Source organism: Sphingobacterium sp. BIGb0165 (genome assembly GCF_024810095.1).
Classification (GTDB): Bacteria; Bacteroidota; Bacteroidia; order Sphingobacteriales; family Sphingobacteriaceae; genus Sphingobacterium; species Sphingobacterium detergens.
The window spans coordinates 169,526-194,144 of record NZ_JANUEB010000005.1 but is presented as its reverse complement, the minus strand read 5'-3'; the positions used below and the strand labels follow the sequence as shown (position 1 = coordinate 194,144).

Sequence of the window (24,619 nt, the reverse complement as noted above, 5' to 3'; positions counted from 1 at the left end):
AGGGCCTCTATTTCCCTGTGTATCTTTATTTCTCTTTGGTAGTACGTTTAAAAATTCTTGTTTCAACAGTTCCAGTTTTCACTATATTTCCCTTTTCATCCCATATAATCGGTTTTGCCCTTAAATTCAATTTCCCTTTTATGATCTCCATTTCCAGCTCGTCATTAAGTCCCTGCTTAGCCGGGATAAACAAGACATTTCCTTTTAATTGGGGCCGAAAAGTTCTTGGCGGAGCCTCACCGCTGCCGATGTCTTTAAAACTTGCATATTCCTTGCCCGGTTCAAACCAGATCACCACGGTATTGGTCTGAAACCTGGTCTTATACTCCCACTTACCTGTAAAAGCAGATTTCATACGATCGGGAATTTCCGTGGTCTGCGCGCCCGAACGTCCTATAAAAAGAATGAATATAATCAATAAAATAGGTCTCATCTATTGTTAATGGCTAATTTAAATTTGTTTATGCAGGCATTTTCACCATAAGATCAATCCTTAAGCCGATTTCGGTTTATGTATAATCTTATCGTATGATACCATTTTGGCGCTCTAATCAGAGTAACCTTAACAATTTTTTTGCCAAAAAATGTACAATGCAAATTATCGAATATCAATCATACCAACCCCCATTCGATGCATTTACATACAAATTCACCAACACTTTTGGTCTCCTTTTTTCTGAACAGATTTTTCCGGTGAGTACGTACCGTGTCGGGCGAAATAAAAAGTTTTTACGAGGTCTGTGGACTAGAGTTTCCTTTGGCTACCAAAGCCACGGTTTCAATCTCACGCTTGGACAATAGCGGAATAGCACATTTCGACGCTCGATAACCAAATGGAACTGCCCATATTTGGATATTTAAAATTATTATCGTAATATTGCGATATAACAAAAGAAGATGGGACTTACAAAGACAGAAATTTTCGCTGATGAACAGAATAAACTGGCTACAGCATTTAAGGTTTTAGGACACCCCGCACGAATAGCTATCCTTCAATATATTATTGACAAGAAAGCATGCATCTGCAACGATCTGGTTGATGAACTAGGGCTAGCACAGGCAACCATTTCCCAACACCTTAAGGAATTAAAAAATACAGGAATAATACAGGGGACAATCGAGGGAAAATCTGTTTGTTACTGTATTAATGAAGCGGTCTGGAAACAAATGCAACAGGAGTTCAACGCATTTTTCAATCAGGACGTAAACATCTCAAGCTGCTGTAAGTAACTTTTTTTGAGCAAATACATCGTAATATTGCAATATATAGTTTTTAATAAATAATAAAATTAGTCTTTTATGAAATTATCAGAAATCAAAGAAATTTTAGCAACATTGGATCATGTTGATTTTCAGTTGGAAAATGGCACATTTGTTCCTGAACACTTCCATGTCACCGAAGTAGGTCAGATCACAAAAAAATTCATTGACTGTGGTGGTGTTATCCGTCAGGAGAAAGTGGTAAACTTCCAGCTATGGAATGCGGATGATTATGAGCACCGTCTAAAACCAGGCAAACTATTACATATTATCAATTTGTCCGAAGAGAAATTGGGTATCGAAGATGGGGAAATTGAAGTGGAATACCAAAGCGGTACGATCGGCAAATACGATCTTGACTTTAACGGTAAGACCTTTGTCTTGAAAAACAAGACTACGGCCTGCCTCGCCCAAGATGCTTGCGGCATACCATCCGAAAAGCCGAAAATAAATATTTCAGCATTGCCAGTCAGCGGAACTTCTTGCTGCACGCCAGGCTCAGGCTGTTGTTAATCACTTAAAATTCACTGCAGCAATGTATCAGAAAATAAAAGAAATAATAAGCACGATTACCTGCAGACAACACTTGTCTGAGGAACGTAAAGCGGCATTGAATCCCTTGATTCAATTTATTCAGGACAAGGTTGATCGTGGACAGCCGGTCAACCTCAATTTTATCTGTACCCACAATTCCCGTAGAAGCCATTTATCTCAGCTTTGGGCGCAGGTGGCCGCATCCTTCCATCATATCCCAGCGGTCAACTGCTACTCAGGGGGGACGGAAGAAACTGCTTTATTTCCTAAAATCGCAGAAACATTGATTTCGCAGGGATTTGAGGTTTTTAAGATCGCTGATACGGATAACCCAATCTATGCAATAAAATATGGCGACAACGACCCGCCGGTTATCGGCTTTTCAAAAAAATATGATAGTCCATTCAACCCAATCTCTGGCTTTGCTGCAATCATGACCTGCTCGCAGGCGGATGGCGGATGCCCTTTTATTCCCGGTGCTGAAAAAAGGATACCGATTACTTTTGAAGATCCCAAGATTTCAGATGGCACAGCTGAGCAAACAGCAGTGTATGCAGAACGTAGTTTAGAAATTGCGGCCGAAATGTGCTATGTCTTTTCAAATATCAAGATCTAACCCATGCAATCGAAGTTAAAATTTCTTGACCGTTACCTCACCTTATGGATATTCCTGGCAATGGTTTTCGGTATTTCTTTGGGCAATTTTTTTCCCACTTCTGCACTATGGATCAATAGCTATAGCAGTGGCACAACAAATATACCACTTGCTGTCGGACTGATTCTCATGATGTACCCGCCATTGGCCAAGGTGCGTTATGAACAGGTTGGGAAGGTCTTCCGAAACCTAAAAGTTCTCGGCACCTCCCTGGTTCTGAACTGGATCATAGGACCAGTATTAATGTTTGTATTGGCACTTTTATTTCTGAACGGATATCCTGAATATATGGCCGGATTGATCCTAATCGGACTTGCTCGCTGTATTGCAATGGTTGTCGTATGGAATGAACTCGCAAATGGTAATAGAGAATATGCCGCAGGATTAATTGCGTTGAACAGTATCTTCCAGGTCTTACTCTATAGTTTATATGCCTACGTTTTTATCACTGTGTTACCTCCACTTTTTGGTGTGACAGGACTTTCCGTGAACATTTCCATTGCTGAAATCGCAAAAAGCGTCGCTATTTACCTAGGAATACCCTTCCTCGCTGGAGTTCTGAGCAGATATGGGCTGATCGCCTTAAAAGGTGAAAATTGGTTTCATAACCGTTTTATCCCCTTGATCTCTCCAATTACTTTGATAGCGTTGCTTTTTACCATTGTTGTGATGTTCAGCCTCAAAGGTGAAATGATCTTACAGTTGCCTATGGATGTATTGCGAATAGCGGTCCCATTGCTAATTTATTTTGCGCTGATGTTCATAATCAGTTTTTTTGCTGGCAAAAGGGTCGGTGCCGATTACTCACAAAGTACAGCCATTGCTTTTACGGCTGCAGGCAATAATTTTGAATTGGCCATTGCGGTCGCAATTGGCGTATTCGGCATCAATAGTGGGCAGGCTTTTGTCGGAGTGATTGGTCCACTGGTCGAGGTCCCCGCATTGATAGCACTGGTCAACCTTGCATTTTGGTTCCGAAAAAAATACGTTGTAAAAGAACTTGCTACTTAAGTATAGACTTATAATAAATCCCGAAGCCATGTTTTTTGACATGGCTTTTTGTTTACAATATCCCCTTTCTTTTCTATCCGTTCAGCCGCTCGAATACAGTACATAAAAAATCACTTGCTAAGAAATGAGGAAAGCTTTATAAAAAGGGAAATTATGGGCCCTACACTTTATCCGATCAATGCGGATAAAGTGGAAAATATTGACCGCTATATTTTGCGGCGAACAAGTGATCACAGGGTCTATAGTATCCAGCACAAATTATTCAAAGGCGAAATTCGCCATTACATCGATAAAAATTAATTTGCTGTAGCATTAAGTACGGTCAAATCGTTCTATCTGAAAGATTTAACAACATCATTTTACAAACCATTATATTAAACCATGAAGTACATTTGCCTACTAGTTACCCTATTTATCTTTTCTGCCTGTTCGAAAGAAAAGGGATATGGTCGCTTTAACCTAAGAGATGGACAAGAGGTCGAGCTTTTAGTCAGTCACCATTATGGTGCTATTAACGATGCCCCCCTGTTATTACCACAAAAAGAATCAGCGGAGCTGCCTCTTTCAGATTTTAAAGATAGAGAACCCGGATATAATTATAAGATAAAGGCCAAGATGGTCGCTTACAATGGTCCTGAACTGATGGATGGCGGTCCCTCAGACGCTCTTCAATTTATTAAAATTATCAGTAAGGAGAAATACACAGGCAACGATCCTTTTGAAATTTCACTTATACACTCATTTATACCTGGACCTCCCCAAATCATACTTTGGAAAGAAGAGGATAAGTATCTCATCAACATTGGAACAAAGATCCAACTCACCTACACCGATAAAAAGGTTGGAGATCAACTGGAGGAAATCTGGCAATACAATCATAAAAGATTGACTGATTATAGTTTGGTTGCCTTACCCCTTAAATGGACATCCATTCAAGCTACTGTCACCCATGACCCCAAAAATTTTGGAAAAGCTTACCTTGTATCCAATATCAAACTGGTCGAATAAAATTACAAGTGAAGAAAAATGATTCGGACAGTAGGCAAATGCGCAAAATGCGAGCCTACTGCCGAATCTGAGATTGCCCCCTCTTACTATCCTATTGGTTTTTCCTAAATTCCTCGGGGCTCAGCCCTGTCTTGGCTTTAAAAAATGTAATAAAATAAGGTACATTGTCAAAGCCCAATTCAATGGCTATTTCCCTTACCGTTTTAAACGTATGATAGAGCAGGCGTTCTGCCTCTAATACGATCCGATTCCGGATCAATGTGCCACAACTTGCAGCTCTTTTTTCACGGCAAATGCGGTTGAGATGATTGACTGACATATTCAGTCTTTCGGCATAGAAAGACGGGAATCGCTTCTCTCGATAATTTTCGTCCACCAAAGTCTCGAAAGTCATTATCCGTTCTTCCTTTTCGTCCATCCGCACAGCGTTAATATTTCTTGTGATCCGACGCCCCAACAGCTGTAGCAAACTATGCAGGTAGTTGTGTAGCAACTCTCTTGAGTCTAATTTTGCTGTACGATATTCCGTTTGCATCAGCTCCATCAGGTGGCTACATCTTTCGATGTCATCACTGGTTAATACAAAGCCGTTCATCCGGTTACATTTTAAATAGTTAAAGTAGTGTGTCCCCTCCTTATCGTAGCCCTGCATAAAAAAGGCTTCTGTAAAAAGGATGATACTTCCTTCGACAGGTATATTATGCAGGAAGCTACAGACACAATCGGCGCTGATGCTCAGCATATCATGCCTGCCCATGGCATACATTCTTTTATCTTCCACCATCGTCAGGCCACCACTTTTAATCAGCAATACACTATAGTATAAATGCGCGTGCAATGTCTTTTGTTGAGCTTTGGCTTGTAAATATTCGGCAATAGGCATAATAACAATCCCATTGGAAGCCGAATCAATGTTTTCTAGTCTTAAAAAATCTAGTTTTTCTTTTCGTATTACCATTATCTTATTCTTTTTCTTCAATAAAAAATTTAAAGGGAATGATTATACGATTGGAGGTTTAAAAATCCGGTCAAAGATCCCCTGACACAAGGGGTTACCTTCCGTTAGCGGATGGGTTATTCTTAATATTCGGGTAAAGGGTTGCTGCCAGGTCAGCTCTTGAACAAGCTGCACAAACAGCGGTATCTCAGCACTTTTCACTTTGATCAGCACATCGCTGGCATCTTGTTGTTCCACTATTTTCTCACTCAGGTAGCAGAAGCCCTTACAGGTAGCCGCAGGTTCATAGCGATAGACACATAGCTGCTGCTCAATATAATCCCGATTGCATTCAAAGCCAATAAATACCCACAATAGATTGGTTGCCTGTAGGCAAAGTGCCCAGGCCATCAACAGACAGAACAGTCCTTTCAGCTTGTAGGATTTCATCGATATAGATTATTTCTTTATTTCGTTGCGCTATTCCGTTCGCGGAGGTACTCCAAAATTGCGCGTGCATCTTCCTGTTGCAACCCCAGACTGATCATGGGTGCCCCAAACTCCTTGCTCAGTGCTTTTGCATCAGGATCTTTTTCAAGCATTGTTGCCGGATCGAGCACCATATTCATGATCCATTCCGGTGTACGGCGTTTGACGACACCGTCCAATGACGGACCTACCAAGGTGCGATCAAAGCCATGACACATGGCACATTTGGAGACAAATAACTCTACCCCCCTATTTGCGAGCTGCGCATCAAAGGGTTTATGCTCCAAAGATGCAACAGGACCTACTCCTTTGGGTCCTTCGGTTTTATAGTCCAACATTTCGGTTACTGGAGATGCCGCTGCCGGCTCAGTGGCTTTGCTGGTTGATACCTTTTTCTTATCCCCATTGTCCGCACAGGCAAGCAGAACAATAAAGCCAAAACAGGCAAGGATTATTGTGATTCTATTTTTCATTACTCTCTTTTTCTAATTGTTTAAAACAGTATATAATATTCCCATGTGCTATTCCTTCAGCCGATAGGAGATTCGATAGCCAGCCCCATCAGCCTAATCCAACTGGATCAATAGCGCCAAAGGGGGAAAATATGTGCAAATCGGACCCTTTACATAAAACGCCAATCATTGCATCCAATAAATTCTTTAAAAGGTATTAGACGAGTGGAGGGTGGAAAATAGAAAAGATGGGGCGGTAAGCATAATCTTCTTTCAGTTCTGCAAAAGCCAGTTTAATATAAGCTCCCTCAGATGAAGAACTGTCAAAGGTAAAATTCAGGCTGTTGTTGATAAAAACAACATCGATGATGCGTGTTTCAAGTTTCTTCTGCTCTTTTTCTTCATGTTCACGCATCTTTTTCATCAAGATACATTGCCCTCTACAGGAAAGAGCCTTTTCGTTAAAGCGGTTGATACATTCATTTTTGGCAATATAGTCTCTATTGAGTTCAAAAACAGTCCATACCCATACCGTCGAGAAGCTCTGGAGGAGCATCAATGGCAATAAGATCCATATAAATTGTTTCGCTTTCATGAATTGACAGTATCGCAAATATAATAATTGTTGTCATTGGAGGTGCAATAATTTTAGAAGTAACAAAAAACTACTAGTCTATTGTATTTAAAGTAAGGTAATAAATGTATTCTTCAGGATAAGTGCTTTCGAACTTAATTGTACGCATACGATTAGGTAAAGTGGAGTCGTAGGTTCAATTTTTATTCAGAGATCAGGTTCTTAAAATGAAATACTTTTCCACTGTCGGGATATGCCTCCAGTTGGGCATCATCTAAGCCTTCCCTTGCGGTCGCAATAAAGAGATCCATTCCTGTAGGCCCTCCAAAACAACAGGAAGTCACATGTGGTGCATTTACTTGCACTTTATCCAATAGTTCTCCTGTTTCGATGTGCCACTTATAAACACCATAGCCATCCCAATGTGCCACCCATAAATGGCCATCAGGTCCCATGCACATACCATCTGGCATGCCAAGTTTATCAGGCACACGTACCAATGTATGGTATGCTTTTGAGAGGCCCGCTGTTTTATCCCAGGTAAACCGTCGGATTTCCCGTGTATGGGTATCGATAAAATAAAAAAAACGGCCATTGGCAGACCATACGATCCCATTCGGGATAGTCACCGCAGGAATAATGGTCTCCAAAATACCATCTCGAAAGCACAGCAGCTTTCCTTGATTTGGCAAAGCTTTCATATGCATTGTTCCGATCCAAAAATTACCAGCGGGATCAATCCCACCGTCATTGGTTCGAATTTGACCATTACAGGTGTCTAAGGGTGCGACGATTGACAAGTCCTGATCTTCCTTGGTCCAAATTGCCAGCCCTTCCTGCATAGCAATGAGAAATTTGCCACCATCTTCTTCCAAAGGAACAATCTTACTGACATACCCAGGGAGTTCCCAGAAAGTCGAAACGTTGTTCTCCAAATTATACTGATGAATATGCTTTTGCAAGATATCCACCCAATACAAACTTTGATCATGCTTATTCCACAAAATGCCTTCACCGAGCAGACTTTTCGTTTCTAGCAATACCTGTGCTGTTTTTACATTTCTTTCCATAGCTATTACGCTTCAAGCTTCCCTATCGATGTACCTATTTCTTAATCTTCTTGCATTAAAGCATTTCTACCCCCATCAATGAGATAGGTAGTTCCACTCGCAAAGGAAGCGTAAGTACTGGAAAGAAATACACACCAACCACCGATCTCATCGGCTGTACCAAGTCGTTTAACAGGATGTCTATCGATAGTTTTTTGTCGCTCCTGCTCAGCGTCCCGAAATGAATCGAACCATTTTTGATTTCCAGGAGTATCAATAAATCCCGGAGCGAGCCCTACCGTACGGATCGCCGGTCCCCATTCAACAGCCATGGCCCTAACGAGTGAAAGAAGCGCCCCTTTGCTTACGTTATAAGGAAAGCAACCTGGTATGGAGGCATAAGCATGGTTAGAAGCCATGACAATAATCACCCCCGGCGAAGCTTGGGCCAACAATGGTTTTAATGCCCGTGCCAGCAACCAATGTGATGCCAGGTTTAAGCTACTATTGCGATTCCAATCTACTAGCGTACACTCATCCAAGCCTTTGAACATATTCTGACCTGCATTCGATAACAGTACATCCAAACGGCCATGCTCCTGTTGAAGGAGCACAGCCAATTCCTGAATAGCAGCCTCATTGGACACATCAGCCGCATAATAAAATGTTCGCTGCCGATAAGGTTCCATTGCTGCAAAAAATGAAGTAACTGCTTGATCATCGACAGCCAGTTCGGCACAGGCTATAACGGTCGCACCTGCCGCTGCAAATTGTAGACTCGCTCCCAGCCCAATGCCCGAAATTCCGCCTGTGATCAGGACAACCTTGTCCGTTAAATCAATTGTAAATGCCATCTACTACTAAAATTTACACGTAAAAACCTGGTCGTGGTTCCAATACCCCAGGATGTTTGAGCATTTCTTCTTCAATCAAATCCACACCCAGTCCTGGTCTTTCGCTCAAGACTAGGTGCCCATTTTTCACCATATCCTTAATCGGATGGTCAATGACTTCATCCCTCCAAGGCACATCATTGAACATAAATTCCTGTCTGAAGAAATTCGGTACAGAAGCACAGACATGCGCACTTGCCAAGGTGGAAAGTGGTCCGTTGGGGTTATGTGGTGCCAATAACACATTGTATGCTTCCATCATTGTGGCCATACGCTTCATTTCGGAAGGCCCACCACATCGCGTAATATCAGGCATCATAATGTCACAGATATTTTTTTCCAATACCGGTCGAATCCCATGTCTTGTGTAATGTCTTTCTCCGACACAGATCGACACGTTGGAAGGTATGCGTTCACGCATAGCACGCAGGTTGTCCGCATTTTCGGGGCCCGCAGGCTCCTCGTACCAGGTAATATTGAGTTCAGAAAGACGTTGCGCCATCTGTACAGCGACACGATAATTGAGCATGGCATGTGTTTCGATCATGATATCAAAATTGGGTCCAACTCCATCACGAACCGCTTTACTCACCTCAAACGCCAAGTCCTGCTGCTCGGCAGTCAAAGTTAGGTTAGCCGCCAGATCTTCCCCATACAGATAGTTTGTATGTGCAAATGGGTCAAACTTTAAGCCTGTAAAACCAGCTTCTTTGACCGCTTGCGCTTGTCGAGTATAATCTTCGGGATTATGTCCACCACCAGTAAACCAATAGTTGGCATACAACAGGATCTCTTTACGGAAAGCACCGCCCAACAGTTCATAACAAGGTACACCAAGCACCTTGCCTTTCAAATCCAATAGTGCCATGTCAATACCCGAAATCGCACACATGCTAGCACCATAAGGTCCAATCCAATTGAGATCGCGGTAGAGTTTGGTCCAGATAAAATCTGTTTTCATCGGATCCAGACCAATAATGCGCTGCCCCACATGCTTTGCAGCCTCAAACACAATGGGACTGCCGGGCCAGTTGGTCGCTTCCCCTACCCCCGTATGCCCCGTATCGGTATAAATCTTGACTAAAGTCCAATTATATTTTACGCCTTCAACCAGCCAGACTTTAACATCTATAATCTTCATTGTTCTACTATTTTAATTTATCTTAAGAATAATCCGTCCACTTAACTTATCGCCTTTTTTTAGCTTTTTACGCCCGTAGCTGTGCGGTGATCCATAAAAAGGCTCCGAGCCATTATTCGAATAATCAGCTATCAACCATTGTATCTGCTGATCCTGTTTCCAGGCCCGCGCATGCTGCTGGCCATTCGACAACACCTTTACCGTTGCCGCAGGGCTACGCAAGCTAGCCCAGTAAATATTTCCTTTGGTCGACCTAAAGTCGTTCGATCCCAATATATTGGCATCATCTTTCCAATCTTTTGCCTGTGGCTTACCATGCTCTTCCACTTCATACAACGGTACGGCATGCAATACAGCCTCGCCTTCATTGCGTCCGATATGATTGGCAGGATAAGTGGAAAATGATCCCTTTCGTGACCAAGCCAATTTATCGTAGGATAAAGGTAATTCTAGCATCAGACCGGCCTGATAAAGATCTATTTCCTGTCCATGCTGATAGACCATTTCATACTCCACCCGCAAAAGACCATTTTTAAGGAAAACAAATTTTTGTTTTCCTGTGCCATTCTGATACCGCAGGTCCATGCGAACACTTATACTGTCTCCTGTCTGACTGGCTTCTATAGCATCCGCAAATAAAGTATACTGCTCGTACTGCTTCAATGGCGCAATGTTATTTTGATACGTCTCTCCCGCAACATTTGGCTTACCGCCATCTTCCGCATTTGCTTCGATGAGCGCTACGGCCGGTCCCTTCGTCAGAATCAGTTCACCATTTTTGCGCACAGCAAGCAATTTACCATAGGTTCTGCTAAATGTATAATCCAGATTTCCTTGTTTTACATAAATATACGCCGAATCTTGTTTCAGTTGTAACGCTGTCTCCAAAAACTGTTCTTGATTTTTTCGGCCTTTCTGAAACAGCTCATTTTCGACCTCATTGCCTTGATTATCTGTTGCAATAATCTGCAATGCGTTGTACCCGCTTGGAATTGGCAAGGTTACCTGTCCACCTTTACGAGGTCCGATAGCAGCTTTGAACGGAAATTGTTTTCCATCGACAATGGCTACAAATTTAATTTGATCAAGTGAAAGAAAATCATACCTATTTTCAATCTCGATAACGACTTTACTACCTTTAGTAACCGGTTTACCGATTTTGATGGGCGAATAAGCCTTTTTCATGCCAAAGTACTCCGGTTTCGGTCTGCGCCATCCATCGATTGGCCCCCAAGGCCCATAACCCACAATACGTCCATCTGGGAGGTAAAAAGTATCATCAATACCACTCCATATCGCACCTCCCAAGTTGGCTGAATGCTTATAGATAGAATCTACAAAAGTTACCAAAGGTGCATTATAAGCCTCACGAATACCAGGATCGGTCAATAATTCACGTCTATTATAGGTAGACAAATGGGCGTATTCACCAAATAAAGTCGGTCTTGTCATGGTATCTGTTGCCTTAGGTCCGTTAATACCGGGATAGTGGTAATTGGCGATATCCGCTTTGCTTCCGCCATTGTTAAATCCACCCCAGGTCTGATCATGGAAACTCGTCGGGCGCGTTGGATCCAAGGCCTTTACACGCGAATTAACCTCGGCCCATAATGGGCTCCAATGCGATTCATTGCCCAGAGACCAAAATAATACCGAGGGATGATTGCGGTTGCTCAGCACATTATCGATATTTGCGCCAAGTAGGACAGGCAAGAAACGCTTGTCTTTATAATCCCATTTGCGCCAGATTGGTGAGGCATGATGCTGGATCCAGCTCAAAGCGGCCTCGCTCTCCACATACATACCCAATTCGTCTGCTGCATTCAAAAATTCCTCTGATGGAGGGTAGTGCGACGTGCGAATATAATTGACATTCGCCTGTTTGAATAAAAGCACATCCTGTCGATCTATTTCTGGATTTGAAGCCCTCCCGTTCAATGGATGTACAGCATGCCTATTCACCCCTCTCAACTTGACCGGTTTACCATTCACCATCAGCTGATTTTTGACGACTTCAATTTCACGGAATCCGACCTTTTGTTTATTGCTCTGTATCGCCTTACCATCCACAATCAATGCCGTTTCCAACACATAGAGGTAAGGTGTCTCGGCCGACCATTGCTTCGGTTTTTTTACCACTAATAGACTTTCGATCTGTTTATGGCTCCCTACTCCAAGCTGAATCTTGTCGGAGGATTTTTGAAGCACCGTTTTGCCGTCGGCATCTCGGAGTACGTAGCGCAATTGGACCTGCTGCTTCTGGTTCGAGCCATTTTGCACCAGACCAGCAAGTTTAAGCATTGCATGGACATATTTTGAATCGAAATCTGTTACGGCCTGTGCATCCGAAATATGCACCTTAGGCAGGGTAAACAAAGTCGCTTTGCGCAGAATTCCACCCACGGTATGTGCCGCATATTGAGAAACACAGGAGAGAATATCACTGATGGTGTTTGCCTGAATTTCTACAGTCAGTTTATTTTTACCCTTCTTCACTTTTCCGGTCAGGTCGACCTGAAAAGCAACAAATCCCCCTTCATGTTCACCAACCAACTGATCGTTAACTTTCACAAGCGCATGCGAACTGACCCCGTCAAAGCGAATATATACCGGATTACCTTCCCAATCGTCGGGCATATCAAATGAACGTTCATACACTGCCGTCTCACCCGCAGCGACATGCTGGCCTTGCATTTCCCATTCTCCCGGTACCTGAATGGCCACGGGTTTAGCGTCGGCCACTCTAAAATTCCATTGTCCATTCAAAAGAATGCGACTGGTTGTAGTCGTGGACAATTGATCAGGCAATGGCGTCAAAAATTGTCCACCTTGTTGCGCAGATAGATTTCCTAAGCTGGAACAGGTCAACAGTAGGGCCAACCAGCTTCCTTTGGATAATTTGAACTTACATAATTCCATATTTTTCAAATGCTTCTTTGGCAGCCATGCCTTCCATCACTTTGTTTAATACTACTTTTTCTGCTCTCGCTTTCTCGAATGCCCGAGCGAAAACCTCCTGTTCATGTGCACGTGGAACTACGCAGACTCCATCAATGTCGCCGATCAACATATCGCCATCTTTGATCAGGACATTCCCAAAACGGATTGGCACGCGCCAGTCTATCACCTTTCCGCGCGGTGCCTGGTCCTGCGCATAACAGCCCATGGAAAAACAAGGAAAATCCAACGCCAAGATCCCGACGGTGTCTCTTGAGTAACCATTGACTATCGCCCCATGCGCACCCAATGCTTTTGCTCTTGCACTCATAATTTCACCCCAAAGTGCATAGTCTGGTGAGGAGCCACTGCAAATATAAATTTCTCCCGGGCCTAAATCATCCAAGGCTTCAAGCATAAAACCAAATGCTTTTGACAGCACCGGATTTTTCGATTGCTCCTCAGCATTCCCGCAGACATCGGCCTCCAATACCGTCATTGCTCTGCCTATTAAAAACAGATCGGATTTTAACGGTCTTATATTCGGTGGTAGAAATTGATGAAACAATCCCATTTTGTCCATCACATCCCCAATGACAGCTGTAAAAAGTTCCTTACGGATCAGCTCAAAGAGCTCCGCATCATTTGCCCATTCCACCAGATAGTTTTCTTTCATTTTTTATATAAATTAAATCATGTTACCACAAAAAGACATACAGGGCTACCAATACGCCCAGGATGAATAAACTCACTAATTTGAAACCACTGGAGGTCACAAAAAGAGTTCTATTCACGATTACTGTATCATTACGATAGTTTCGATTGCCCAGCAGGCTCACCAATACCATTGTTGCCACCGTACATATAAACACCACAAGAATCCGATTCATAAAGGGGCTTTCATCTAACCAGAAATTTTTAAAGAGCAAAGAATAGGCAAATGTAGCAATGGCGCCAGCAAAGGCTGCGTTAGGTGTTGTCCACGTTGTAAAGATACCCATCAGAAAAATCGCCAATACGCCTGGTGTGATAAAACCTGTAAATTCCTGAATAAACTGAAAGCCCTGATCCAGATGCTGCAATAGCGGAGCCAAGGAAGCACCAATGACCAAGGCGATCAGTACAGTTACTTTGCCCAGCTTCACCAAAGCTGTATCGCTCACGGCATCGCCTTTTATATTCTTATAAATATCCAAAGACACAATCGTTGCTATACTATTGACCTTTCCAGCCAGTGAGGCCACGATAGCAGCCGTTAAAGCTGCAAAAGCCAATCCTTTGAAGCCCGTCGGTAAAATCGAGAGTAGCAGCGGATAAGCTTTGTCCGGCTTCACCGTACTCCCCTCAAGCATACCTTGCGCAAAATTTAGGTTAGAACCTTCGTTGTATAAATAGTATGCAGCAATGCCGGGCAGCACTACAATCAAGGGCATAAACAGCTTCATAACGGCTGCAAACAACATCCCATTTTGGGCTGTTTTTAAATTTTTGGCTCCCAGTGCACGCTGGGTAATATATTGATTACATCCCCAATACGATAGATTGATCACCCACATGCCGCCCAATAGAACCGACCATCCGGGCAGATCCATATAAGCATCGGTACCATCGGGTTTTATCATCTGTCCTTTTTCGATAAAAAGATGAAAATGCTGTGGCACCTCCGTTTTCAAGATAAGGAGTCCGTCCAGCCAATGTCCCATGCCCTTTGTATGCGCCACGAGATTCAAGGCAATATAAGTTGTCGTAAGTCCACCAATAATCAATAACACAACCTGAATCACATCAGTATAACCAATCACCTTCATCCCGCCTAAAGCGATAATCAAGGCCAATACCGCCAACAGCCAAACAGCTACAAACATGGGAATCCCCGCAATGGACTGAATGGCCAAACCACCCAGATAAAGTATCGAGGTCAAATTGACAAAGACATAGACCAAGACCCAGAATACAGCCATCACCATACTCACCCGTGGATCGAAACGCTTACGCAGAAACCCAGGCATGGTAAAAATCTTATTCTTCAGATAAATGGGTAAAAACACGACCGCCACAATAATTAGTCCGATAGCAGCCATCCATTCATAGGATGCAATGGCCAGTCCCAGTGCAAAACCCGACCCCGACATCCCTATAAATTGCTCTGCAGAGATATTCGAAGCAATAATAGAAGCCCCGATTGCCCACCAGCTTAAGGAACCTTCCGCCAGAAAATAGTCGTGCGTTAGTGAACCCGAACTGTGTTTGCGTCGATAAATGTAATAGCCATAGCCGCCGACAACAATAAAATACAGCAGATAAATGATTTGATCAATCCAAGCAAACATAGCGATATCATTAGAATTTTAATGTGATAGATCCCTGACAGGGTGAAGCTTCCAAGGTCTTGCAATAATTGCCCCAAGCAATTTCAGGATAATCCCATTTGTTGTTTACATACAAAACCAGTTGCTCATTTTCCAGGCGATCCATACGGCAAGCATTGTCTGCTTGCGGAGAAACCACATGCATCAGGTTCTTTGCGCCACTACCCATAGAGTAGTAGTATATATTCTCTTTCATTCCCTTCGCCTGCTGTGTTAGTGGATGCTGACTACGCGCTCCTTTATCGGCCCAATAGTAATAGTTGTGCGTATCCATGTACCACGACTGTTTGGGTTCTTGACCGTATGGCGTCTTATCTACATAAGACAAGCTTGCTGTTCCTTCATTACCCGCAAATGATTCTTGGGGATAATCGTTCCAATAACCATTTCTGCTCCAGGTAATACGATCGAGTTCATTGGTGAGATAATACTTTAATCCAATTTCACGCAGGTAGCCATTGGGCTCACCCTGGGTATGGTATAAAGTCTTCATTTCTCCTTTACCATCGATAGTCAGATCAAACTGAATGGATAAACTGCCATTTTTTCCCACAATCGATACCAGGGCCAAATTGTCTTTGATGCGTACATCCAATTTGTTCAATTGCCAATTTTTATCTTCGAGCAGGTATTTGCTTGCACTTTTGCGTACTTCTGCACCGGTCAGGTGGTTGAGGTTGATGTCCATATTTAAGAAAGGACCTTTTTGGATCACCACTTTACCATCGATCAGCGCATTTTCGATCAAGCCTGTTGTTTTTGAAACCGGAAAGGTGAAATTCCTTCCCGTGATCAGGTAACGATTAGGCTCTTCAACAAGTTGTAGACCTCCATTTTGAGTCGATTCAGGTATTCTGACCTGATGCTCACCCAAGAAATAACGGTAGCTATCCAGCAGCATCCCTTTGCTATCCACAAAGCGCAAAGTCAGTTGCTCCCCTTGTTGCCAGGCTAAACCCGGTAGCTGAATATATCCTTTCTCATGCGGAGCAATATCGGGTAATGCCAATGTATAGGTCTTCCCCTCATAGGTGTATTGCAGTTTAACTTCCTGGAGCGAAGTATGATCAAATCGATTGTATACGGGGATCGCCAGTGGCTGAAAGCGAGCAAAATCAGGTATTATCTTTCCTTTCAACGTGACTAATACAGGAGACTGCGCTTTTTTTGTTGACCAAAATTCAGGTTTCTTGCGCCGCCAGACATCGACGATCCCCCATTCACCGTAGCCTACCGCCTGTCCCTGAAAATCTTCAGGTTTGGCGGTACGGGAAAATTCCTTCCAAAAAGCAGTTCCCTTCTTCAGCTGCTGTGGAATCATAAATGCCTCATCCACATAGCCCCATATTGCACCGCCAAGCCCGCCTTGCTTCGGAAACAACCCACCCCACATCATGTCCATGGAGATACCCCAAAATTCACGGATATTCGGATCATCCTGTAAGGTTTTATACGTATAACATGCCGGATGAGCCCATTCATCAAATAAAGCTGGGATGCCATGTCCCTCAAAGTTACGCGTGGTCTTGCCATACTGTGTCAAGTTACCATACACGTCCTGATAGTGCATGCTCAGGATTTCATAAATCTTAGGTTCGGTGGTTTGCGAGCCCGGATAACTCCAGATGATAGGCCTTGTGGGATCCGCCTGTTTCACAAAATCATGGCTTTTTTTAAAATTATCGCCATAGATTGATTCATTTCCAATGGACCAGAATAGCACAGCGGGATGGCTTTTAAAGGTGTTGACCATCTCGCGCGATTGGCTCAAGTATTGGTCCGTCTTTTTCGGATCATTTTGCGAGTTGCCCGGGGCATAGTTTTTTTGTCTATACGTATCCACAAAACAGATCGCAGTCTCTACTTCCACATAAATACCGTATTGGTTGCAATATTCGACGAAACGCTCCGTAGGTGGATAATGCGAAGTACGAACGAAATTGATATTTGCTTCTTTAAACAATTGAACGTCTAGGCTATCATAATAAGCGGAAGCACTGCGTCCTAAGGTCGGGTGCATATCGTGCCGATTGGCTCCACGTAGCTTTACAGGTTTGCCGTTTACCATAAGCTGATCTTTGACCACTTGTACTTCGCGGAAACCGACCGATTTATGAAAGGCATACGTAGCGCTCCCCTGCTCTTTCACTTCCACATCCAACCGATAAAGATTTGGATGTTCGGCATCCCATTTTAGTGGTGCAGCTACACGCAACACATGGCTGTTGGCACCATCTACAATTGGTTTTTCAGGATTATCCAAGACAGTACTTTTGCCGTTTGGATCAGTCAATGTATACTTAATCGTAGCTCCTTTGGCCGCAAAACCGCCAAAATCCAATTTTAGCTGAGCGTCTGTATATGACGTATCAAAGGCTGTTTCAAGGTTAAAGTCGGTCACAGGATGTGTAGCAGTTGCAAATAAGGTGACATCCCGTAAGATTCCACCTACCGGATGATGTGCATAACCAGATGCGTACGAAATATCATCCAGTTGATCCTGTACTTCCAGCTCGATTTCATTTTGCTTTCCGAAGATCACATAAGGTGTAATATCTACTTCCCAACGTGTAAATCCACCATGATGGCTTGTCACCGCTTTACCATTGATGCTCAGTTTGGCAAAGCTATATACACCATCAAAACGGATAATCGTCTTTTTGCCCTTATACTGACTGGGTACTAAAAATTTGCGTCTATAAAAAAATGATTGGTCGTGTTGAATACCATAGCCCTGCATGACAGCTTCCCCAGGAACCTGAATATTTTCCCAGGTCGAACTACGGTCAAATTTGAAATTCCATTGGCCATTTAAGGATTGTACAGGAGCTTTCAGACCAGTCACTTTGGCCGGCAACTGATAAGCTGCCTGCTGCGCCATTGCCAAACTCCCCATTACCCCCCACAAGGCCAACAATACCATTTTTTTTAGTTTTTTCATATCATAATAGGTTGTAATTCCACCCGATTCAAACGCAATACGACGTTGTTACATTCTTTGTCAAAGATAGATGCTCTCGTATCGCAATACTACAACTGGTTATACAAAAAATAAAACTATTTATACCCAAATAGTAACATTTAAAATATTATTAAGTGAATATTGTTTGATATAATAACAAATACTGTATTTTTGTAGCAACCAATTTAGCTATGTATGAACAAATTATCCAAACCTCAATTTATAGAGCTTACGCCACCCAGCGAAAAGACAATCCATGTCAAATTGGTCGATCAGGAATTTTTAAGCAATCCACTGCACTTTCACGAGCTCTGTGAACTGGTGCTGATATTGGAAAGTTTCGGCAAGCGCATTGTGGGCAACAATGTAGCGACCTTTACACAAGGAGACCTGGTCTTGATGGGCCCCAATATCCCGCATATTTGGCGCAACGACGACTTATTTCTGCAGCCGAGCAATCAGTTGCGTGCCCGCGCCATCGTTGTCTATTTTCCGGCAGATTTTTTACTTCGCCTGACCGACGAACATCAAACCATCCAGGCCATGCAGCAATTTATCCGCAAGGCGCAACGTGGACTTCGTTTTTATGGTGAAACACTTGATAAGGCACAGGTCTTATTGGCAAAACTCAGTGATAAAGAAGGATTTCCTAAAATCATAGAATTCCTCAACCTTATCCAATTGCTACAGGAAACAGATGAATTTGAAAGCCTGGCTTCTGAGGGCTATCGACCCACATTTAGCGAACAGGAGACCCAGCGCATCAATAAGGTCTACCTCTATGTCATGAGCAATTTTAAAGAAGATGTTAATCTACAGGTTGCCAGCGATATGCTCAATATGACTCCAAATGCTTTCTGCCGCTTTTTTAAACGTCATACACAAAAGCCTTTTTCGCGATTTGTCAATGAGATGCGGATTGGTCATGCTTGCAAATTACTGATGGACCGTACATTGAGCATCTCGGAGATCTGTTATGAATGTGGCTATCAAAACCTAACGAATTTTAATAAGTTCTTCAAGTCCATTATGAACAAGACACCACGGGAGTTTCGTAAAGAAATGGATTTATAGTATCTCAATTGACCACTTCTTACAGAAAATCCGATTATTTCTTGTCCTTTAAACCACTATGTAATCAACATTAAAGTGGTTTTTTCTTTTTCTGGTTAGTCCTACATAGCCTAATTTCCTTTTTTACATCAGCATTGGTAATCCATCTTCAAAACATTACTTTTCTACCATTATCAATCGAAATACGGGTAGAATAATTCCAATAACAGACAGAATAGTGTTGGTTATCCATTTGCTGCCACATTAATTTTACAATACAAATAGTTAGCATGACTAGTCCCAAAAGACAGAAGGCTATAGACCAATGAATAGAAGCATCACCTATATATAGAAAAACACATCATATTAATATTCAAATAAATAGGTAATTCTTCTCAGCTGTAAAATTTACAAAACTTTTTATAAACTAAATTTTAATACATGAAAAGAAAGCTCAACGTTGACTTTCTAGGTGGCATGACAGCCTTCTTACTTTTGTTAGGAAATGTATCTTTTACGAAAGCAAGTATGCTCCATTACGCCTTGACAAATGCTACGCTGGATTTGCAGGAAAAAACCATTTCTGGGACAGTAGTTGATTCGGATGGCAAACCCATCACTGGGGTAAACATCAGTGTAAAAGGAACTTCCACAGTAGCTACTACCGATGCTGGTGGTAAGTTTACAATTGTTGCCGCTGAAAATCGCATCCTAGTCGCTAGTTTCATTGGTTACCTATCAAAGGAAATTCAATTAACAAAAAATTCTTCCAGCTTGATGATAAGCTTAGATTCGGATGTACACATGCTCGAGGAAACCGTTGTTGTTGGATTTGGAACACAAAAGAAAGCGACACTTACGGGTTCCGTCAGTGTAATGAAAGGTGATGCTGTCTCCAACAGGCCCATTACAAATGCAAGTCAAGCCCTCTCTGGCCAAGTACCGGGAGTATGGGTCAATCAGCAATCTGGCCAGCCTGGTCGTGATGGTGCCAGCATTCGCGTGCGCGGAATTGGTACAATAGGAACGAGTGATGCATTGGTTATCATTGATGGAATTGTGGGTTCCCTTGGTGCATTAAACGCAAATGACATTGAGTCCATATCTGTTTTAAAAGATGCTTCAGCAGCAATTTATGGCTCTAGAGCAGCAAATGGTGTCATTTTGGTGCAAACCAAAAGAGGAGCAAAAGGAAAAGTAAAAATAGACTTCTCCACCTCTTATGGTACACAGACAGCAACAAAACTACCGGAAATGATTACTAATTCCGTGGATTACATGAACCTTTACAACCAAGCGCTCGTCAACCAAGGAGCTCCAAAGTTTTTTAGTGAGGTTACGATAAACGAATATAAGAACGGTAAAGATCCAATTATCTATCCCAATACAGATTGGCTCGATGTTATTATGCGCAATGCGATGATACAGACCAATCAACTTGGTATTTCTGGTGGCGAAGGTAACACACAGTTCAATGTTTCATTAGGTTATATCAATCAAGACGGTATTGTTCAAAATGGGAATGCCAAACTCTATAATTTAAGAACTAATATTGATACTAAAGTCAATGAAAGATTGGATATAGGTTTGCGTTCGGGGGTTCGATATCAAAACCGCAAAGAGTCCTTTAATGGTTCAGGAAATTTATTTACAGAGCTGTATCGCACACTGCCTTATTATGGCACCTATACGTCCACAGGTGAATATGCTTCTACTTGGGTAAATTCCATCAATGCACAATTTAGAAATCCTTTGGCGATGGTCAATGAAGGAAAAAACAACAGTGCCTATGGCAATATCAATACCAACGTATTCTTAAATTACAAACTTCTCGAAGGACTTAAATTCAATGTGACAGCAGGGATAAACTATTCGACCAATGACAATCAGCTATTTGTTCCCAAAACCCTAGTTTACAACCCAAAAACCAATACAGCTACTTCCACAATGAATGCATCGGGTCCCAATGCCAGCAATAGTTGGGACAAAACGCTTTACAAAACGTTGTTTAGTAGTTTGACCTACAATAAGACTATCGCAAAAGACCACGATTTCACTTTAGCAGGTATCTATAGTCAAGAGGAAGAGGAATATCGCAACCTGTCTGGTTCCATTATGGGATTTGTCAACAACTCCCTATCGGAGCTTAATGCCGGTCTGACCACTCCCCTCACAAATGGGACCACCTATGGATGGGCCCTTCGCTCCTATATCGGTCGGCTTAACTACGCCTTCCGGGAGAAGTATCTATTGGAGGGTATAGCACGTTATGACGGTTCTTCTCGCTTTTCACCAAAAAATAGATGGGGATTTTTCCCGTCGCTTTCCGTTGGCTGGCGCGTTACACAAGAAAATTTCATGAAAGATCAAACCTTCTTTGATGAGCTGAAGATCCGCGGCTCATGGGGTAGATCTGGAAATGATCGCATGGGATTCAATGACCAGCGTGACCTTTACGCCTATATACCGACATTAGCCTTTGCCCGCTTCTATCCGATCAACGATAATATTGCGACCGGTATCGCGCAAATGTCGATTGTAGATGAAAACATTAAATGGGAAGTTGGGACAAAACGTAATATTGGGTTTGACGCCACAATCCTCAAACGGAAGCTCAATGTCACTTTTGATTACTTCACTGATAAACGTGAAGGAATTTTACGCCAAATACAACTTCCAGATTTTATTGGTATTCGCAATGCTCCTTTCCGTAATCTTGCGACTGTTAGCAATAAAGGCTGGGAACTATCTGCTAATTATCAGCACAAAATTGGAGAATTGGATATTAATGCAGGTTTCAACCTAACTCATGTGAAAAACAAAATCGATTATATCCCGGATCCACAGAAAGGGCGTAACGCTTTGCTTCAAGGTGAGCCTATCAACGCTTTTTATATGTGGAAATCCCTCGGTATATTCCAATCTCAAAAAGAAGTAGATGAAAGCGCCAAACAGAATGCAGTCCCTACCCAGCCGGGAGATATCAAATTTGAAGATTTCAGTGGCCCCGAGGGAAAACCGGATGGTATCATTGATGCCTATGACCGACAAATTGTGGGTAAGCCTATTCCAACTTGGACCTACGGAGCCAACATCAATTTAGCTTACAAAGGCATTGATCTACGTGTTAATTTACAAGGCGTTTCCGATGTAGAATCCTATGTTGGAAGTGAATTATTTTTTCCTTTCTTAAATGGGGCGGGTGTAGCCAAAAGATGGGAATCTGGAAATACATGGACACCAGAAAACCCGAATGCTAAACTACCTAGGTTAGTACAATATAGTGCTTCAAATAGCCAGAATTATGCAGATAACAGCTTTTGGCTTCAAGATGCATCATTTTTACGCATTAAAAATATCCAAATAGGCTACTCTCTCCCTGCCGATGTACTTGCTAAACTCAAGATTGCAGGTTTACGTGTCTATATTGATGCACAGAATGCATTTACATTTACCAAGTTTGAAGGGCTGGATCCAGAGCGCGATCTCGCAAATTCTTCTCCGGCTCAATATCCAAATGTCAGGATTATCAGCGCAGGTTTAAACTTAAAATTTTAATAAAAAAAAGTATCTCATGATTAAAACAAAATATATCACGGTTGGACTAGCGGTACTATCCTTATTCGCTATTTCCTGTAAAAAAGACTTTCTGAATAAGCTTCCGCAGGACTCGGTCTCGCCTGAGGTCTTTTGGAAAACAGAGGAAGATGCCAAAGCCGCCAATATTGGCTGTTATTCGGCACTTTGGGACGTCACGACCGAAGTACTTCCCTATCTGGATGTCTTAACACCAAATGCCTATAGCAATTACCCCTGGGAAGGATGGAAGAATATTTCGCTCAGTGCACAAACGCCCACTAGTTTAGGTGGTATGGGCGGAGTTTATACCGGTGCTTATGGTGGTATATCTGCAACAAACAACTTTTTGGCGAACATCGATAAAATTCAGATGAACGAAGAGCGAAAAGCCGTCATGAAGGGTGAAGCATATTTTCTAAGAGCATATTACTATTCCCTACTCGTAAACTATTGGGGCGGAGTTATTCTCGTGTTGGATTCTCCTAACATTGAGCAGATTAACGCAAAGAAAAGCACTAAGGAAGAAGTTTACGCACAGGTAGAAAAAGATCTGACTACTGCTGCGGGACTCCTACCTGTAGAACCAGCAGAAAAAGGAAGGGTAACAAAAGGATCAGCTTATGGTTTATTAACACGGATCAATCTTTACCAAAATAAATGGAATGATGCTGTAAAATCGGCCTCCGAAGTGATGAAATTAGGATATCAATTGTTTCCAAATTATCGTGGGCTTTTTTTAGAAGCGAATGAAAACAATAGCGAAGTGATCTTCGATGTCCAATTTCTACAGCCTAGGTTTCCTACAAGCTGGGATATTTACTTAGGCATTTATGCTCCTACAAATGCCCCTGGCTGGAGTTCAATAGAGCCAACACAAGATCTTGTTGACGAATACGAGATGAAAGATGGTAGTAAATACAGCGCTAGTAATCCTATTGTAGACCCCAAAGATCCGAATAATAACAGAGATCCAAGGCTTGACCAGACAATATTCAGAAAAGGTGTATTATACAATTCTGTTCCTTATCCTGTCACCGAAGATGGCTGGGCTGGTGTTTATACAGGATATAGTTATAAAAAGTATACCATATATGACAACAACACGAGCCTTTCTAACGCCATTGGAGGAACCGGTCTTTCTCAGATTAATGGTATTGTCATTCGTTATGCCGATATCCTCTTAATGTACGCCGAAGCGTTGAATGAACTATCTGGTCCAACGGCGGAAGTCTACACAGCCGTCAATCAGGTACGTGCAAGGCCATCCGTTAAGATGCCAGCTTTGCCAGCCGGACTCAACAAGGAACAAATGCGTGAGCGTATCCGTCACGAACGAAGGATAGAGTTTGCAGGCGAAGGACTATACTATTCGGATATACGTCGCTGGAAAATCGCCGAGGAGGTACTCAATAGATCCATCGTCTTAAATGGTGGACAAACCAAGGGAGTAACAGAAAAAAGAATATTCCGAAAAGAAAAAGACTATTTGATGCCTTTCCCACAGAAAGATATCGACAACGCACCAAATATGAAAGATCAGCAGAATCCAGGTTACTAGTCCTATTAAAAGAATACAGTCCGATGCATATACATCAGACTGTATTCACCTTTTTCATCCACAGAAAGCAGATCTTTAATCCATATTTCCTCCCCATTTTTATTTCTGAATTCGAATTGTTGTTTTCATCCAATTTATTTTGTAGTCTTCAAATGCCG

22 protein-coding genes are annotated in these 24,619 nt (G+C 42.4%); 9 read left to right on the top strand and 13 right to left on the bottom strand.

What is annotated here, in order from left to right; translation table 11 throughout:
* Positions 1 to 25: 25 nt before the first annotated feature.
* Both M2408_RS12850 and M2408_RS26365 read right to left on the bottom strand, forming a co-directional pair.
* Entirely contained in the window at positions 26 to 433 is a 408-nt protein-coding gene (locus tag M2408_RS12850; protein ID WP_259182376.1) for a hypothetical protein, read from the bottom strand.
* Between the two features lie 179 nt (positions 434 to 612).
* Positions 613 to 720 (bottom strand): hypothetical protein, encoded by a 108-nt coding sequence (locus M2408_RS26365; RefSeq protein WP_223580168.1) that lies wholly within the window; start codon positions 718 to 720, stop codon positions 613 to 615.
* A 177-nt stretch (positions 721 to 897) separates the two neighbouring features.
* Here M2408_RS26365 and M2408_RS12845 point away from each other — a divergent pair, with 177 nt between their 5' ends.
* From M2408_RS12845 to M2408_RS12820, 6 genes are all read left to right on the top strand, one after another.
* Positions 898 to 1,230 carry a helix-turn-helix transcriptional regulator gene (locus M2408_RS12845; RefSeq protein ID WP_223578176.1) on the top strand — a complete coding sequence of 111 codons (333 nt, stop codon included), beginning with the start codon at positions 898 to 900 and terminating at the stop codon, positions 1,228 to 1,230.
* 69 nt (positions 1,231 to 1,299) lie between these two features.
* Complete coding sequence (locus M2408_RS12840) at positions 1,300 to 1,773, top strand: DUF6428 family protein (protein WP_259182371.1); 474 nt, start codon at positions 1,300 to 1,302, stop codon at positions 1,771 to 1,773.
* 22 nt (positions 1,774 to 1,795) lie between these two features.
* Entirely contained in the window at positions 1,796 to 2,410 is a 615-nt protein-coding gene (locus M2408_RS12835) for a protein-tyrosine-phosphatase (RefSeq protein WP_259182366.1), read from the top strand.
* A gap of 3 nt (positions 2,411 to 2,413) precedes the next feature.
* Positions 2,414 to 3,460, top strand: a complete 1,047-nt coding sequence (gene arsB, locus M2408_RS12830; RefSeq protein ID WP_259182364.1) for an ACR3 family arsenite efflux transporter — start codon at positions 2,414 to 2,416, stop codon at positions 3,458 to 3,460.
* 153 nt (positions 3,461 to 3,613) lie between these two features.
* On the top strand, positions 3,614 to 3,760 hold the full coding sequence (locus tag M2408_RS12825) for a hypothetical protein (RefSeq protein ID WP_259182363.1): 147 nt from the start codon (positions 3,614 to 3,616) through the stop codon (positions 3,758 to 3,760).
* 81 nt (positions 3,761 to 3,841) lie between these two features.
* A complete protein-coding gene (locus M2408_RS12820; protein ID WP_259182361.1) occupies positions 3,842 to 4,468 on the top strand; it encodes a hypothetical protein in 627 nt (208 codons plus the stop codon).
* Between the two features lie 91 nt (positions 4,469 to 4,559).
* Here the strand turns inward: M2408_RS12820 and M2408_RS12815 are convergent, their stop codons facing one another.
* The 11 genes from M2408_RS12815 to M2408_RS12765 form a co-directional block, all read right to left on the bottom strand.
* Positions 4,560 to 5,426: a helix-turn-helix transcriptional regulator gene (locus M2408_RS12815; RefSeq protein ID WP_259182360.1), complete on the bottom strand. Its 867-nt coding sequence runs from the start codon at positions 5,424 to 5,426 to the stop codon at positions 4,560 to 4,562.
* A 42-nt stretch (positions 5,427 to 5,468) separates the two neighbouring features.
* Positions 5,469 to 5,855, bottom strand: a complete 387-nt coding sequence (locus M2408_RS12810) for a hypothetical protein (RefSeq protein WP_259182358.1) — start codon at positions 5,853 to 5,855, stop codon at positions 5,469 to 5,471.
* 17 nt (positions 5,856 to 5,872) lie between these two features.
* A complete protein-coding gene (locus M2408_RS12805) occupies positions 5,873 to 6,367 on the bottom strand; it encodes a cytochrome c (protein WP_259182356.1) in 495 nt (164 codons plus the stop codon).
* Between the two features lie 196 nt (positions 6,368 to 6,563).
* Positions 6,564 to 6,941 (bottom strand): hypothetical protein, encoded by a 378-nt coding sequence (locus M2408_RS12800; protein WP_259182355.1) that lies wholly within the window; start codon positions 6,939 to 6,941, stop codon positions 6,564 to 6,566.
* A gap of 182 nt (positions 6,942 to 7,123) precedes the next feature.
* On the bottom strand, positions 7,124 to 7,990 hold the full coding sequence (locus M2408_RS12795) for an SMP-30/gluconolactonase/LRE family protein (protein WP_259182354.1): 867 nt from the start codon (positions 7,988 to 7,990) through the stop codon (positions 7,124 to 7,126).
* 41 nt (positions 7,991 to 8,031) lie between these two features.
* The gene (locus tag M2408_RS12790; RefSeq protein ID WP_259182352.1) at positions 8,032 to 8,823 is read right to left on the bottom strand and encodes an SDR family NAD(P)-dependent oxidoreductase; all 792 of its coding nucleotides are present in this window, start codon (positions 8,821 to 8,823) and stop codon (positions 8,032 to 8,034) included.
* A gap of 13 nt (positions 8,824 to 8,836) precedes the next feature.
* Positions 8,837 to 10,003, bottom strand: coding sequence for a mandelate racemase/muconate lactonizing enzyme family protein (locus M2408_RS12785; protein WP_259182350.1), 1,167 nt, complete (start codon positions 10,001 to 10,003; stop codon positions 8,837 to 8,839).
* A gap of 12 nt (positions 10,004 to 10,015) precedes the next feature.
* The gene (locus tag M2408_RS12780) at positions 10,016 to 12,922 is read right to left on the bottom strand and encodes a glycoside hydrolase family 2 protein (protein WP_259182348.1); all 2,907 of its coding nucleotides are present in this window, start codon (positions 12,920 to 12,922) and stop codon (positions 10,016 to 10,018) included.
* Positions 12,909 to 13,616, bottom strand: a complete 708-nt coding sequence (locus M2408_RS12775; protein ID WP_120258652.1) for an RraA family protein — start codon at positions 13,614 to 13,616, stop codon at positions 12,909 to 12,911. The genes M2408_RS12780 and M2408_RS12775 overlap by 14 nt, the downstream gene beginning before the upstream one ends.
* A gap of 22 nt (positions 13,617 to 13,638) precedes the next feature.
* A complete protein-coding gene (locus M2408_RS12770; RefSeq protein ID WP_120258653.1) occupies positions 13,639 to 15,270 on the bottom strand; it encodes a sodium:solute symporter family transporter in 1,632 nt (543 codons plus the stop codon).
* Positions 15,271 to 15,280: 10 nt separating this feature from the next.
* Complete coding sequence (locus M2408_RS12765) at positions 15,281 to 18,250, bottom strand: glycoside hydrolase family 2 TIM barrel-domain containing protein (RefSeq protein ID WP_259182345.1); 2,970 nt, start codon at positions 18,248 to 18,250, stop codon at positions 15,281 to 15,283.
* Positions 18,251 to 18,466: 216 nt separating this feature from the next.
* Here M2408_RS12765 and M2408_RS12760 point away from each other — a divergent pair, with 216 nt between their 5' ends.
* The 3 genes from M2408_RS12760 to M2408_RS12750 all read left to right on the top strand — a co-directional run bounded on the left by M2408_RS12760 (position 18,467) and on the right by M2408_RS12750 (position 24,461).
* Positions 18,467 to 19,345 carry an AraC family transcriptional regulator gene (locus M2408_RS12760; protein WP_259182344.1) on the top strand — a complete coding sequence of 293 codons (879 nt, stop codon included), beginning with the start codon at positions 18,467 to 18,469 and terminating at the stop codon, positions 19,343 to 19,345.
* A gap of 420 nt (positions 19,346 to 19,765) precedes the next feature.
* A complete protein-coding gene (locus M2408_RS12755; protein ID WP_259182343.1) occupies positions 19,766 to 22,882 on the top strand; it encodes a TonB-dependent receptor in 3,117 nt (1,038 codons plus the stop codon).
* Positions 22,883 to 22,898: 16 nt separating this feature from the next.
* Positions 22,899 to 24,461: a RagB/SusD family nutrient uptake outer membrane protein gene (locus M2408_RS12750; RefSeq protein WP_259182340.1), complete on the top strand. Its 1,563-nt coding sequence runs from the start codon at positions 22,899 to 22,901 to the stop codon at positions 24,459 to 24,461.
* Positions 24,462 to 24,619: the final 158 nt, after the last annotated feature.